The sequence below is a fragment of the Vibrio sp. genome (assembly GCF_047973365.1).
Lineage (GTDB): Bacteria > Pseudomonadota > Gammaproteobacteria > Enterobacterales > Vibrionaceae > Vibrio.
Genome location: NZ_JBKEBW010000102.1, coordinates 1 through 15,205, shown reverse-complemented (window position 1 = coordinate 15,205; position 15,205 = coordinate 1). Strand labels below are relative to the sequence as shown.

10 protein-coding genes are annotated in these 15,205 nt (G+C 46.4%); all 10 read left to right on the top strand.

The window, feature by feature from the left end; translation table 11 throughout:
* Window positions 1-297 (top strand): hypothetical protein (locus tag ACK5MF_RS13470; protein WP_416923049.1); only part of this gene is annotated, 297 nt, incomplete at its 5' end.
* 836 nt (window positions 298-1,133) lie between these two features.
* The gene (locus tag ACK5MF_RS13465; RefSeq protein ID WP_416923047.1) at window positions 1,134-2,804 is read left to right on the top strand and encodes an ABC transporter substrate-binding protein; all 1,671 of its coding nucleotides are present in this window, start codon (window positions 1,134-1,136) and stop codon (window positions 2,802-2,804) included.
* A gap of 208 nt (window positions 2,805-3,012) precedes the next feature.
* Window positions 3,013-3,999, top strand: a complete 987-nt coding sequence (locus tag ACK5MF_RS13460; RefSeq protein WP_416923045.1) for an ABC transporter permease — start codon at window positions 3,013-3,015, stop codon at window positions 3,997-3,999.
* Between the two features lie 2 nt (window positions 4,000-4,001).
* Window positions 4,002-5,027 (top strand): ABC transporter permease, encoded by a 1,026-nt coding sequence (locus tag ACK5MF_RS13455; protein WP_416923043.1) that lies wholly within the window; start codon window positions 4,002-4,004, stop codon window positions 5,025-5,027.
* Between the two features lies 1 nt (window position 5,028).
* The gene (locus tag ACK5MF_RS13450) at window positions 5,029-6,012 is read left to right on the top strand and encodes an ABC transporter ATP-binding protein (protein ID WP_416923041.1); all 984 of its coding nucleotides are present in this window, start codon (window positions 5,029-5,031) and stop codon (window positions 6,010-6,012) included.
* Between the two features lie 51 nt (window positions 6,013-6,063).
* Complete coding sequence (locus ACK5MF_RS13445; RefSeq protein WP_416923039.1) at window positions 6,064-7,059, top strand: ABC transporter ATP-binding protein; 996 nt, start codon at window positions 6,064-6,066, stop codon at window positions 7,057-7,059.
* 326 nt (window positions 7,060-7,385) lie between these two features.
* Window positions 7,386-9,149 carry a glycoside hydrolase family 9 protein gene (locus ACK5MF_RS13440; RefSeq protein ID WP_416923037.1) on the top strand — a complete coding sequence of 588 codons (1,764 nt, stop codon included), beginning with the start codon at window positions 7,386-7,388 and terminating at the stop codon, window positions 9,147-9,149.
* A complete protein-coding gene (locus tag ACK5MF_RS13435; protein WP_416923035.1) occupies window positions 9,133-11,046 on the top strand; it encodes a beta-N-acetylhexosaminidase in 1,914 nt (637 codons plus the stop codon). Before ACK5MF_RS13440 ends, ACK5MF_RS13435 begins: the two co-directional genes overlap by 17 nt.
* 36 nt (window positions 11,047-11,082) lie before the next feature.
* On the top strand, window positions 11,083-13,485 hold the full coding sequence (locus ACK5MF_RS13430) for a GH36-type glycosyl hydrolase domain-containing protein (RefSeq protein WP_416923033.1): 2,403 nt from the start codon (window positions 11,083-11,085) through the stop codon (window positions 13,483-13,485).
* 16 nt (window positions 13,486-13,501) lie between these two features.
* A complete protein-coding gene (locus ACK5MF_RS13425) occupies window positions 13,502-14,914 on the top strand; it encodes a phosphoglucomutase/phosphomannomutase family protein (protein WP_416923031.1) in 1,413 nt (470 codons plus the stop codon).
* The last annotated feature ends 291 nt before the right edge of the window (window positions 14,915-15,205 follow it).

Sequence of the window (15,205 nt, the reverse complement as noted above, 5' to 3'; positions counted from 1 at the left end):
GTGCTTGTCGATGCCATGACCTGTGCGCTCAACTATTGGGACAAAGCTCCCGGCCAAAGCAAATTCACTTTCGCTGAACAAAGCGGCTTATGGCGGGTTTATCTTGATAGAAGCACTTTGCAAACCCGCACACTCGATAAATATTTGCGAGTAGAAACATTGCCAAAAACGCCTCGCTGGCGCACCGTACTGAACTCACTCGATTACATCCTAGAGCATCATCATGAGCCGGGGGCAGAACGAATGCACCTTGAGGCTCTGCGTAACAAGTTGCAAAAACTGATCGCTTCGATGTAGAACACATCTTTTGCCTTATGCCATCCTAGGTAAAAATATGATCAAACTGGGCATTGGTGGAACAGCGAATGGGCATCGAACACAAACACGCATGAATTCGTCCCTGAAGCTCCGCCGAGCCATCCATGGCTCGGAGGGTTTGCTTTTCGACACACATTCACTGATCAGAATTTATTCTAGATCTGTATTAGTACGCTCATATTTGCCTTTAGCCCACGACCGTGGGCTTTTCATCGCTAGAGCCGCCTTATATCCGTTTCATTAAAGTTAATTAACGAAGAGAATTAACCATCTTAAACACCACTCAATAAGATAAAACTGGCGGCTATCAAAGTGTAAAAAGTTCAAAAGCTAAGGTAGAAAGAAGGAAATTGTTTGCCTCTGCGATATGAATCACAACAATTCGCCAGAATTAATTTACCAAGACAAATTAACGGAGATAAGGAGTAGTGATAGCCCTCTCACTTTATAGAAAACCAAGAAAACACCATATATAGCAAATAAAAATAAGATAGTAACCACTAACAAATCAATAGAAAACATCACAATTAGATGGTTTTATACTTAGCAATAATTGTTCAAAATAGCATCAAACAGAAAGTATTTTGACGTTAATGACGGAGATTGAATAAGTTTTGACGTTTTTAACGGGCAAGAGAATTGCTAATTTCTCTTACACAGTGTTTTCTTATCTCAGCCAACGGTTTACAGGCCACTCATATCCACCAAGCTCCTCCGCTGGTAGAACTCAATATGAGGTAATCCTTTGGACATTGGTCATCCCATGATGACATTCATATCCATTCGTGAAATGAAGCAAACAGTAAGGAACAGCTATGCTTGCCAATATTAAAAAGACAGCACTCGCAACAGCCGTTATCGCTGGAGCAATTAGCGTCTCAGCCCCTGCATTAGCTCGCAGTGAGCTAACCATAGTGCCTGATTTTTACCCAACTATGGTTCGTAACTTCAACCCATACCTAGCAACAAACCTACGTACAACAACAGACTTTATCTATGAGCCGTTAGTGGTTTTCAACGAGATGAAAGGTAACACTCCGGTGATGCGTCTTGCTGAAAGCTACAAAATGGCTGACGACCTAATGAGCGTGACATTTAACGTTCGTAAAGGCGTGAAATGGTCTGATGGCGAAGCGTTTACTGCCGATGACATCCTCTACTCTTATCAACTACTAAAAAACAAACCTGAGCTTGACCAACGTGGTATCAACAAATGGGTTAAGAGTGTAGAAAAAGTAAATGAATACACCGTACGCTTCCAACTAACTGAAGCAAACTCCAACGTACCCTACGAAATTTCGCTTATACCGATTGTCGCTGAGCACATCTGGAAAGATGTCAAAGAACCTACCACCTTTACCAATGAAAACCCTGTAGGTACAGGTCCATTTACTGAAATTGATACCTTCACTCCACAGCTTTATATTCAGTGCCGTAACCCGAACTACTGGGATGCTGCAAACCTAGAAGTTGACTGTTTACGCGTTCCACAAATCGCCAACAACGATCAGCTACTGGGTAAAGTGGTCAATTCTGAGCTGGATTGGACTTCATCTTTCATTCCAGACATTGATCGTACTTACGCAGCAGCGAGTCCTAACCACCATTACTGGTACCCGGCTTCAGGCACTCAAGCATTCGTGGTTAACTTCAAAAACCCTGATGCAGCGAAGAATGAAGCATTAACTAACGTTGATTTCCGTCGCGCATTCTCTATGGCGATTGACCGTCAAACCATTATCGACATCGCGTTCTACGGTGGCGGAACAGTCAACGACTTCGCATCGGGCTTAGGTTACGCATTTGAAGCTTGGTCTGATGAAGCCGTGCATAATAAGTACAAAGGCTTTAACACCTACGATGCTGAAGGCGCGAAAGCTCTTCTTGCCAAAGCTGGCTTCAAAGATGTCAACGGTGACGGTTTTGTCGATACACCATCAGGCAAATCTTTTGAGTTATTAATTCAATCACCAAACGGTTGGACAGACTTCAACAACACAGTGCAACTGGCAGTTGAGCAGTTAACTGAAGTGGGTATCAAAGCGAAAGCACGTACTCCTGAGTTTGCGGTTTACAACGAAGCTATGCTGAAAGGTACTTACGACGTCGCATACACTAACTACTTCCACGGTGCTGACCCTTACTTATACTGGAACAGTGCCTATAACTCAGCACTGCAAGGTGGTGAAGGCATGCCTCGCTTTGCTATGCACTTCTACAAAAACGATAAGCTAGACGGTTTACTCGATAGCTTCTACAAAACAGCGGATAAGAACGAGCAGGTACAAATTGCTCACGGTATTCAGAAAATCATCGCTGAAAACCAAGTCACTATCCCGGTATTGTCAGGTGCTTGGATGTACCAATATAACACCACTCGATTCACGGGTTGGTGGAGCGAAGACAATCCGAAAGGTCGTCCAAGCGTATGGGCTGGTATCCCAGAGCGTCTACTTCACGTACTAGACTTAAAACCAGTTAAGTAAACGTTCATTCTTTGCGGCGTACTTAGTACGCCGCCTATTAAAAATCCCCACTATTTAAATAATTTATGACGCTCTGCGTCAGGGGATTTCTCGCTCTAAATTTCGCAGCTTCCCCAAACTAGTTGGAATTGCAGGTAGGCGAATGAACGCAAGCAACGCCGCTGCAACTTCAAATAGAAAGGGGAAATGGGTGAGTAAGGTGTTATTTATGGGTTATTTTTTAAGACGTTTGTCATTTTATTTTGCCGCGCTGCTTGTCGCAGCCACCATCAATTTCATTATTCCGCGAGCGATGCCTGGTGACCCGGTTACTATGATGTTTGCTAACGCAACCACGCAAGTAACACCAGAGCGTATCGAAGCGATGAAGCAACTGCTTGGCTTTGTCGATGGTCCTTGGTACGTGCAATACATCACTTATATGAAAAGTATCTTTAGCTGGGAGCTCGGTACTTCAATTAAGTTCTACCCTTTGAGCGTTAATGATCTTTTAGGTAGTGCATTTGGCTGGTCACTTTTTCTCGCCGGCACTGCCGTCATTATCTCTTTCTCAATCGGTTCCATTCTCGGCATTTTTGCCGCGTGGAAACGTGGTAGCCGTTACGACACTTTTATCACTCCGGGAATGCTGGTTATCCAAGCGGTGCCGCAAGTCGTTATCGCTATGCTTGCCATGTTCATTTTCGCTATCGGTCTAAAGTGGTTCCCAACCGGTTATGCCTACACAGCCGGAACAATGCCTGACTGGACAAGCTGGGCATTCATTAAAGATGTCGCCTATCACGCAGTACTTCCTCTGATTTGCGCTTCTGTCGTTCAAATTGGCGGCTTTCTGGTCAACATGCGTAACAACATGATCAACTTACTGGCTGAAGACTACATCACCATGGCGAAAGGCAAAGGCTTGAGCGAAAACCGAGTGGTATTCAACTACGCCGCGCGTAACGCATTGCTACCAAGTGTGACAGCGCTTTCGATGTCTTTAGGCATGGCGATTGGTGGCCAGCTGATTATCGAAATCATTTTCAACTACCCGGGGCTTGGCACTGTGCTATTTAACGCCATCACTGCCCGTGACTATCAAGTTCTGCAAGGCCAACTTCTTATCATGACGCTGTTTATGCTGTTCTTTAACCTGCTCGCAGACATGCTTTATGTCGTACTCGACCCTCGTCTACGTAAGGGAGGTAAATAATCATGAAAGCACTTTGGAAACTGTTATCAGGTAACCGAGTTGCCATGATTGGTGTTGCAATACTGACGATGTTCTTATTTATCGCTATTGCCGCACCTTTGATTACCAAACATGCACCTGATAAACGTACAGGTAATCCACATGAATACCCGTCGTTTGTCGTCAAAGCGGCACAAGCTAACCCGGATGGCTGGGTTGCTGAAAATTTGGCTACTGACAGGCGTACCCTGCTGATGTCGAAAAAAGCAGATCATACTCTTGGCACCACTCGTATGGGTCGTGATGTCTGGTCTCAGGTTGCTTACGGTGCGAGAGTCTCACTAGCCGTCGGCTTCGGTGCCGGTATCACAGTTTGCTTTCTGGCCACCATCATAGGCGTATCAGCGGGCTACTTCGGTGGCAAAGTCGATGACTTTTTAACCGCCGCCATGAATATCATGCTGGTGATTCCGCAATATCCACTGCTGTTCGTGGTTGCCGCTTTCATTGGCGAAGCCGGGCCGCTCACCATATCCCTCATCATAGGCTGCACCTCCTGGGCTTGGGGCGCCCGCGTAGTGCGAGCTCAGACGCTGGCACTGCGTGAGAAAGAGTTTATTAAAGCGGCCGAAGTGTTAGGCGAGAGCTCATGGCGCATTATCTTCGTTGAGATCCTGCCAAACCTTATTTCGATTGTCGGCGCAAGCTTCATCGGTTCAGTGATGTACGCAGTGATGATGGAAGCCACTATTTCTTTCCTGGGCTTGGGCGATCCCAACACCATCAGTTGGGGCATCATGCTTTACAACGTGCAAACCTCCTCTTCGATGTTGATTGGCGCTTGGTGGGAACTGTTAGCTCCGTGTTTATCGTTAACTCTGCTAGTCACAGGTTTAGCACTGCTGAACTTCGCGGTAGACGAAATCGCGAACCCACAATTGCGTTCTCACAAAGGGATGAAGCGTTGGAAGAAGCTTGCTCAGCAAGATAAATCATCACGCGAACCTAACCTACCCCCACAAAATGCACTTTGGAGCGGAGACAAATAACATGACTGAACCCCTTATCTCAATCCGCAACTTATGCGTGGACTACATTACTGATGCAGGTGATGTACGCGCCTGTAACAACGTCAGCTTTGATATTGCACCGGGCGAAGTGTTTGGCTTGGCAGGTGAATCAGGTTGCGGCAAATCAACCGTCGCCTTCTCGCTCATGCGCCTGCATAAGCCGCCTGCGTTTATTACCGGTGGTGAAGTGATCTTCAATGGCGAAGATATCCTTCAGTACAGCGATGACAAAATGCAGTCATTCCGCTGGAGCCAGATGTCGATGGTCTTCCAAAGCGCAATGAACGCGCTTAATCCTGTATTGCGTATGGAAGAGCAGTTCTGTGATGTGATCATGCGCCATACCAAGCTGACTCGCGAACAAGCAAAACGTCGCGCTGAAGGCTTGTTGGAAATTGTGGATATTCACCCGAGCCGTTTGAACGACTACCCACACCAGTTTTCTGGCGGTATGCGTCAACGCTTAGTGATCGCGATTGCGTTAGCACTTAACCCAAAAATGATCATCATGGATGAGCCAACCACTGCTCTTGATGTTGTGGTGCAACGTGAGATCCTGCAAAAGATCTATGCGTTAAAAGAGGAGTTCGGCTTCTCGATTTTGTTCATTACCCATGACTTGTCTTTGATGGTCGAATTCTCTGACCGTATTGGCATCATGTATTCCGGTGAATTGATTGAAGTTGCACCGGCTAAAGAGATCCTGCAAAACCCCTATCACCCTTACACCAAAGGGTTGGGTAGTTCATTTCCACCATTAACGGGGCCAAAAACTAAACTTACGGGAATTCCTGGTAACCCTCTGAACTTACTTGAAATTCCGCAAGGTTGTCGTTTTCAGGCGCGTTGTGACCGTGTCCATGAAACCTGTACTCAGGTTTCAACTCTGCTGCGTCAGATTGAGCCAGGTCGTTTTTCCAATTGTCATCTCTACGGAGAGCCCATTACACAAGTAAAGCTCTAGTTTGAGTGGATTACGGTCAAGCTATTTTCAAAGTTAGCGGTGGAGAAAAATATGAATATTCAAAATGAAAATCTACTAATTGAAGGGAAGAATCTGGTCAAAGACTTCCCGATCAACAGCAACACGTTGAAACAACCCATGATGCGCGCTATCAACGACGTATCTTTCAAAATGTATAAAAGCCGTGGGCTTGCCGTGGTCGGTGAATCAGGCTCTGGTAAATCCACCACAGCAAAAATGATCGCCAAAATGTACGCTCCGACTTCAGGCTACATTGAGTATAAAGGTCGTGATATTCAACAGATCAAATCTCGTTCTGATCTGATGCATTACCGCGAGGGAATTCAAATGGTTTGGCAAGATCCATTTGGTTCACTTAATCCAACGCACACCATTTTTCACCATATTGCCCGCCCACTTTTGATTCATAAAAAAGTGAAATCTGGCAATAAAAAAGAGCTTCAGGAACGGGTGTATGATTTGCTGGAACAGGTCGGTTTAATTCCACCGAAAGAGACCGCGGAAAAATATCCGCACCAGCTTTCTGGTGGTCAGCGTCAACGGGTCAACCTAGCGCGCAACATTGCTGTGGGTGCTGAAGTAGTACTGGCTGATGAACCGACTTCGATGCTCGACGTATCAATCCGTGCCGGCGTTTTGAATCTGATGGAAGAGATGAAGTTTGAGAAGAAAATGTCACTGCTCTACATCACTCACGACATCGCCACCGCTCGTTACATCGCGGAAGATCTCGCCGTGATGTATGTCGGTCACATGGTGGAATGGGGTGATACAGAGCAGATCATTCACGATCCGCAGCACCCTTACACCCAGTTACTGGTGTCAGCGGTTCCCGATCCAAAAAAATCGATCCACGAAAAACTCAAAGGCAACAAAGGTGAGATCCCACTATGGACTCCGACATCCATTGGTTGCCCGTTTGCTGGACGCTGTACTCACGCCACCAGCAAATGTCGTGAGCAATTACCGGCTGTTACGCAATTGGCAGAGAACCACTTTGTCCGTTGTTACCTCTACCAAAACTGAAGACCGTAGATATTTGGATTAATGCCTGTCAGTTAGTCTCCAAAAAAATCTCTCGTTCCCACGGTCCCCCGTGGGGATGCATACCGGAGTCTGAACAGACAGAAAATTTGACTTTCGGTGAGTTAAATATTCATTCCCACGCAGAGCATGGGAACGAGAAATTTCTTAACTGATTAACAATATATACCCAAACTACTTGGAGTTGCAGGTAGGCGGCAAGTGAGTGAGTCCCCATGAGCATAGATAACTATGCGATTGGGGTGAGTGAACGCAGTCAACACCGCTGCAGCTTCAAGTAGGAAGGGGATAGAGCTTTGGAGAGCGAAATGCAGTTACTAATCAACCACATTGGCTATGAAACATTTGGCCCCAAACAGGCGGTGTTTGTGCATCAAACCTCAGAGATCCCCTCTGATTTTGCACAACTTGTTTGCGGTGATAGCCATAAGACCGTCGCCCAATTCAAGATTGAGCGACACGGTAAAGTGGCGAATTGGCATCAGGGGTATTTTCACCGCATCGACTTTTCTCATTTTACTGGAGAAGGTCGCTTTTACTTACGTGTTGAAAACTCTCGATCTGAAAGTACTCAATCTGAAGTTTTTACGATTGCTCAAGGTTTACTGATGCAGCGCACGTTTTCTGATCTGCTGCATTATTTTAAGTCACAACGCTGTGGCGGAATTTTTGATAAGCAAGATAAGTCGGTACCTCTACTAGGCACATCATCCACTGCCGATGTGCATGGCGGCTGGTACGACGCTTCAGGTGACGTTAGCAAATATTTAAGTCACCTTTCTTACGCTAACTATTTGAATCCACAACAAACCCCCATTGTGGTATGGAACCTATTCAAAGGATTAGCGCTTTTAGACCATCGCTCGGAGTTTGCTGCATTTTCTCGCACTCGCCTTAAGGAAGAGGCGTTGTTTGGTGCTGATTTCTTAGTTCGTATGCAGCACTCCGAGGGATTTTTTTACATGACCGTTTTCGACCAGTGGAGTAAGGACATTAAGCGCAGAGAGATCTGTGCTTATGAGACTCAGCAGGGTCACAAATCCAACGATTATCAAGCCGGCTTCCGCCAAGGTGGTGGAATGGCAATAGCCGCGCTTGCAAGGGCGGCAAGATGTGATATTGATGGCGAATTCAGCCGTGAACAATATCTCGCTACCGCAGAGAAAGGTTATTGGCATTTAAAAAAATTCAATACCCGTTATCTCAATGACGGTGAAGAGAACATCATTGATGAATACTGCGCCCTACTCGCAGTATGCGAGTTGTATCGCTCAAGCAGTTCAAAACAAGAGTATTTACAAGAAGCTCGAGCATGGGCTGAACGCTTATCTGCAAGACAACACAGCGATGACAATCATCTTGGTTTCTGGTCTGCCAACAGCGATGGCAGCCGTCCTTACTATCACGCCGCAGAAGCCGGGCTTCCTGTCATTGCTTTGTGCGAGTATCTGGACATCGAAACGAGCAAAGAGCGTTTAGCAAAGGCTGGCACTGTCGTGGCTCAAGCGTGCCAGTTTGAACTCACGATCACTCAATCGGTTTGCAACCCGTTCGGCTACCCACGTCAGTATGTTAAAGATGTGGATGGAGAAAAGCGCAGCGCATTCTTCATTTCACAAAACAACGAAACTGGCTATTGGTGGCAGGGTGAAAATGCCCGCTTGGCTTCACTGGCAGCCATGGCTTATCAGGTACAACCGTACTTACAAGATCAACAACTAAAAAACCAGTTGCTCAGTTTTGCACAAAATTCGCTTAACTGGGTTACAGGCTTAAACCCATACGATATGTGCATGCTCGATGGGCACGGGCGTAACAACCCGGACTACCTACCTCACCTTGGGTTCTTTAATGCCAAGGGCGGTGTCTGCAATGGCATTACTGCAGGGTTTGAAGATCCGGAAGATATCGCCTTCAATCCCGAAAAGCAAAAAGACGACATGCTGCAAAACTGGCGCTGGGGAGAGCAATGGATCCCACATGGAGCCTGGTACTTACTGGCGATTACCAGCCAGTTTGAGCACTTCCAAACAGGTTCGGACTTAAGGAGTAAGTATGAATTATCGAATTGATCTTGCTGTACTTTCAGAACAGAAGAATGATTGCCGATTTGGACTGACGCTGCATAACTTAAGCGAGCAAGATCTGGCTAACTGGTCCTTGCACTTCATCATGGATCGTTTTATCCAGCCAGACAGTCTCTCCAACGGTGAGCTTCATCAAGTGGGCAGCTTCTGTAGTCTTACGCCGAAACAAGCTGTTTTACCGGCAAATGGTCACTATTACTGTGAATTTCGTATTAAAACGGCATCATTTCGCTTTTACAGTGACGGGATAAAAGAAGCGTTTGTTCAGCTTAATCATGCTGAAGCAAGGATTCGCTATAACGTGGCCGTTACCCCCATTGTTCTGGCATCGCCTTATCAACAGCGCAGCGAAATACCGCAAACAGAACAAGCCGAGCTATGCTTGATTCCTAAACCGAATCGCATAGAAAAACTTGCCGCAAACTACTTGTTGGCAAGCACCAGCCAGATCACGCTGCAATCCCCCCAAGCGGAACAAGCTGCAGTGTGGCTGCAACAGGAACTCAAACATCTTTATGAGTTTGAACCACAGCCGATTGGCAATGGGGATATTGTTTACCAAAATAACCCCATTCTGGATGAAGAACACTACCAGTTAACCGTTACTAGCCAGGGTGTATTGTTGGAGGCAAACAGCCATGCGGGCTTTATTCATGCGTCAGCAACATTATTGCAGTTGGTTCAGCACACACAGAACGGCTTGATACTACCGTGCGTCAAAATCAGCGATGCACCACGCTTTAAATATCGCGGCATGATGCTCGACTGTGCTCGCCATTTTCATCCTATTGAGCGTATAGAACGCCTCATCAACCAGTTGGCTCATTACAAATTTAATACCTTTCACTGGCATCTTACCGATGATGAAGGCTGGCGAATTGAGATTAAATCCTTACCTCAATTAACCAGTATTGGCGCTTGGCGCGGTGTAGACAGAGAAATTGCGCCACAATTTAGCACGGCGACCAATCAACACGGTGGCTATTACAGCCAGGACGAGATCAAGCAAGTGATCGCTTTTGCTGCCCAGCGGGGGATCACCGTGATTCCAGAAATCGACATTCCCGGTCACTGCCGCGCCGCGATCCGTTCGCTCTCTGAATGGTTGGTGGACAGCGAAGATCGTTCACAATATCGCAGTATCCAAAACTACAGCGACAACGTGTTATCGCCCGCCCTTGCTGAAACCTATCGTTTTTTAGATCTGGTACTGGAAGAAGTCGCGGCACTGTTTCCAAGCCACTTTATCCATATCGGTGCTGATGAAGTCCCTGATGGGGTGTGGATTAACAGCCCAAAATGTCAGGCATTGATGGAACAACATGGGTATCAGGATGCGAAAGAACTACAAGGGCATCTACTGCGTTACGTTGAGAAAAAATTACGCTCTTTAGGCAAACGCATGGTGGGTTGGGAAGAGGCTCAGCATGGCAACAAGGTGAGTAAAGATACCGTTATCTATTCCTGGTTGTCAGAGCAAGCCGCGCTGGACTGCGCCAAGCAAGGCTTTGATGTGATTTTACAGCCGGGTCAGTACACCTATCTCGACATTGTTCAAGATTATGCCCCTGAAGAGCCAGGAGTGGCATGGGCTGGTGTGACACCTTTAGAACGCGCTTATCGCTATGAACCTTTGGCAGAACTCGCTGCTGATCACCCGATTCGCAAACGCATATTAGGTATGCAAAGCGCGTTGTGGTGTGAACTGATTAATGACCAATCGCGTATGGATTACATGCTCTACCCTCGCCTTACCGCTCTGGCAGAGGCTGCGTGGACGCAAAGTGCTTTGCGTGACTGGGCAGACTATCTCGCGCGACTAAAAGGGCACTTACCTTTGCTCGACAAGCAAGGCATCCATTACCGAGCGCCTTGGAAATAACGATTTATTCGCAGCTTTTAGAAAAAGGAAATCACCATGAAATACGGCTATTTCGATAACGATAATCGTGAATACGTCATCACTCGTCCAGACGTTCCAGCGCCATGGACCAACTATTTGGGAACGGAAAAATTCTGTAGCGTTATCTCTCACAATGCAGGTGGCTACTCGTTTTATCACTCACCTGAGTACAACCGAATCACCAAATTCCGTCCTAATTTCACCCAAGATCGTCCGGGGCACTACGTCTATCTGCGTGACGATGAAACGGGTGATTTTTGGTCGGTTTCCTGGCAACCCGTCGCAAAAAGTCTCGATCAGGCGAATTATGAAGTTCGCCATGGTTTGTCCTATTCAAAATTCAAGTGTGACTACAACGGAATTGTCGCAAGCAAAACGCTGTTTGTCCCTAAAGGTGAAGATGCGCAAATTTGGGATGTTGTGATTGAAAACACGGCGGATCGCCCTCGTACCATCAGTGCATTTAACTATGTTGAGTTCTCTTTCAGTCATATTGCATCGGACAATCAGAACCATCAGATGTCACTTTACTCTGCGGGGACAGACTACAAAAACGGTGTGATTGAATACGATCTTTACTACAACACGGACGACTTCCTTGGCTACTATTACCTAACCGCAACATTCGATGCTGACAGCTATGATGGTCAACGCGATACTTTCTTAGGTATCTACCGTGACGAAGCCAACCCCATCGCAGTTGAAAAGGGACAGTGTTCAAACCGCACGCAAACTTGCTACAACCACTGTGGTGCTTTACATAAGCAATTCACACTACAACCGGGCGAGAAAGTCCGTTTTGCGGTCATACTTGGTGTGGGAAAAGGCAATGGCGAAAAACTTCGTGCGAAATACCAAGATCTCACTGAAGTGGATAAAGCATTTGCCGGTATCAAGCAACACTGGGATAAACGTTGCAGCAAGTTCCAAGTGAAGTCACCAAATCAAGGTCTGGATACCATGCTGAACACTTGGACACTCTATCAAGCAGAAACCTGTGTGGTATGGTCTCGTTTTGCCTCTTTCATTGAAGTGGGTGGACGTACTGGGCTTGGCTACCGGGATACGGCGCAAGATGCGATTTCCGTACCGCATACCAACCCAGCGATGACTCGTAAACGTTTAGTGGATCTGCTGCGGGGACAAGTGAAAGCGGGCTATGGCTTGCACCTGTTCGATCCCGACTGGTTTGATCCAGAAAAAGCCGATGTAAAACCGTCTAAATCGCCGACCGTTGTTCCAACCCCTTCTGACGAAGATAAGATCCACGGCATTAAAGATACCTGTTCTGACGATCATTTATGGATCGTGCCAACCATTGTTAATTACGTAAAAGAAACCGGCGATTTCGGCTTTATTGATGAAGTCATTCCTTACGCTGACGGCGGTAACGCAACAGTTTACCAACACATGATGGCGGCGTTGGATTTTTCAGCAGAATACGTCGGACAAACGGGGATTTGTAAAGGCCTACGCGCTGACTGGAATGACTGTCTTAACTTAGGCGGTGGTGAATCAGCAATGGTCTCTTTCCTTCACTTCTGGGCGCTGGAAGCATTCCTAGAATTGGCGAAATACCGTAACGATGATAAAGCACTAAGCAAATACCAAGCAATGGCTGACGGTGTACGCGATGCGTGTGAAACCCACTTATGGGATGAGCAAGGCGAGTGGTATATCCGTGGCCTGACCAAAGATGGCGAAAAAATAGGTACCTTTGAACAGCGAGAAGGCAAAGTGCATCTTGAGTCTAACTCGCTAGCGGTTCTTTCTGGTGCGGTATCACAGCAACGTGGTGAGAAAGCCATGGATGCGGTCTACAAATACTTGTTTTCACCCTACGGCTTACACCTCAATGCGCCATCATTCGCAACACCAAACGATGACATCGGTTTTGTAACTCGTGTTTATCAGGGCGTAAAAGAAAACGGCGCAATTTTCTCTCATCCAAACCCTTGGGCTTGGGTAGCAGAGGCGAAATTAGGCCGTGGTGACAGAGCGATGGAATTCTACGACGCCCTAAACCCATATAACCAGAACGAGTTGATTGAGACTCGCGTTGCAGAACCTTACTCCTATGTGCAGTTCATCATGGGACGTGATCATCAGGATCATGGTCGGGCAAACCACCCATGGCTCACAGGTACATCTGGCTGGGCTTACTATGCGGCAACGAACTACATCCTTGGTATACGCACAGGCTTTGATACCTTGATTGTTGACCCATGCATTCCAACCTCATGGCCGGAATTTGAAATAACTCGTCAATGGCGCGGCGCAACTTACCAAATCAAGGTTCTGAACCCAAATGGAGTGAGTAAAGGCATCAAATCCATCACAGTGAACGGTGAACAGGTAGAAACGATTACGGCTCAGCCAGAAGGAAACATAAGCCAAATCACCGTGGTATTGGGTTAATCAAGGAGAACAGATCATGATTCAATTTGGTACTGGCGGTTGGCGTGCTTTCATTGGTGAAGAGTTTACCAAAGACAACGTGCGTTTAGTGGCACAAGCGTTAGCCAATGTCATCAATAACGAAAATGTGGCTAACGAAGGTTTTGTGATTGGTTACGACCGACGCTTTCTTTCCGATAAAGCGGCAAAATGGTTTGCAGAAGTGCTGGCAGGTAACAGCATTACCGTCAATTTTATCGACAAGTTCGTACCGACACCGGTTGTGATGTATAAAGCCAAACAGCTCGACTGTGCATACTCAGCCTGTATTACTGCCTCCCACAACCCGGCTGATTATAATGGCATAAAAGTGTTTATTCGCGGCGGACGCGATGCCGATGAAGTGATCACCAACAAGATCGAACAACAAATAGCGCAACTGACCTTATCGGATGTCCGTGCGGCAGAATTTGATCAAGCCCTGCAAGACGAGCAAATTGTCGCGATCAACCCGATGAATGAGTTTGTCGATTCAATCATCGACTTTATCGACATTGATGCGATCAAAAAGGCCAACTTACGCGTATTAATCGATCCTATGTTTGGCGTAGCGAAAAACGCGCTGCAAACGGTGTTGATCAATGGCCGTTGTGATGTGGATGTGATCAACGATGGCAAAAACCCCGACTTTGGCGGCTTAATGCCATCACCAAGTGCCACTACTTTGTATCGCTTGCAGCATCTGGTTAAAGATGAAGGTTACGATATTGGTATCGGTACCGATGGGGATGCTGACCGTTTGGGCATCATCGATGAAAAAGGTAACTTCATTCACCCTAATGAAGTACTGATGCTGCTCTATTACTATCTGCTTGAATACAAAGGCTGGAAAGGTTCGGTAGTACGTAACATCGCCACCACACATCTACTGGATAAAATCGCCGCGGACCACAATGAAAAGAGCTTTGAGGTTCCGGTAGGCTTTAAACATATCAGTTCACAAATGGAAGCGGATGATTCCCTGTTAGGCGGCGAAAGCTCTGGCGGTTTAACCATTCGTGGTCATATCAAAGGCAAAGATGGCGTGTTTGCCTCAAGCTTGCTGGTTGAAATGATCAGTGTGACAGGTAAGAAGCTATCAGAGATGTTGGATGAAATATATCACCGCTATGGCTATGCCTACACTGCCGAAGGTGACTGCAAATTTAAAGCGGCAGAGAAACAAGCGCTGTACAACAAAATTTATGTTGAAAAGCAATTACCGCACTTTGAATTTGAAATTGAAAAAGTCAGCTACCAAGACGGTGCCAAGGTCTATTTCAAAAATGGTGGTTGGGTCATTGCCCGTTTCTCAGGTACAGAACCCTTGCTGCGTATTTTTGCCGAGATGGAAGATAAATCTACCGCCGAGCGAGTCTTACTACAAATGAAGACGTTTTTGTCTTTGTAGATGAAACAGTTAGCGGTAAAATTTTGTCATTCCAGCGAAAGCTCAATGCTGATCGTTTAAAGAAAATATAACTACTTGAACGATCTTGCAGTTCAAGCAAACTAACTCTTCGTAACTGAGGAGTTAGTATGTTTGCCAATGAATTAGATGACCTTTCTACTTGCTATCCACTGAACACTGAATATCTTGAAGTCCTTAATGCACAATTGCCTATTGAATGGGTGAACGACGCGTTAAACCTAACAACACATGCAACGGTTCGTCGCCGTAAAATCTTACCTCAAGATGTGT

Excerpts from the sequence above, each read along its gene's own strand:
- ACK5MF_RS13465 (WP_416923047.1), top strand. The coding sequence starts at position 1,134 with ATGCTTGCCAATATTAAAAAGACAGCACTCGCAACAGCCGTTATCGCT.
- ACK5MF_RS13460 (WP_416923045.1), top strand. The coding sequence starts at position 3,013 with ATGGGTTATTTTTTAAGACGTTTGTCATTTTATTTTGCCGCGCTGCTT.
- ACK5MF_RS13455 (WP_416923043.1), top strand. The coding sequence starts at position 4,002 with ATGAAAGCACTTTGGAAACTGTTATCAGGTAACCGAGTTGCCATGATT.
- ACK5MF_RS13450 (WP_416923041.1), top strand. The coding sequence starts at position 5,029 with ATGACTGAACCCCTTATCTCAATCCGCAACTTATGCGTGGACTACATT.
- ACK5MF_RS13445 (WP_416923039.1), top strand. The coding sequence starts at position 6,064 with ATGAATATTCAAAATGAAAATCTACTAATTGAAGGGAAGAATCTGGTC.
- ACK5MF_RS13440 (WP_416923037.1), top strand. The coding sequence starts at position 7,386 with ATGCAGTTACTAATCAACCACATTGGCTATGAAACATTTGGCCCCAAA.
- ACK5MF_RS13435 (WP_416923035.1), top strand. The coding sequence starts at position 9,133 with ATGAATTATCGAATTGATCTTGCTGTACTTTCAGAACAGAAGAATGAT.
- ACK5MF_RS13430 (WP_416923033.1), top strand. The coding sequence starts at position 11,083 with ATGAAATACGGCTATTTCGATAACGATAATCGTGAATACGTCATCACT.
- ACK5MF_RS13425 (WP_416923031.1), top strand. The coding sequence starts at position 13,502 with ATGATTCAATTTGGTACTGGCGGTTGGCGTGCTTTCATTGGTGAAGAG.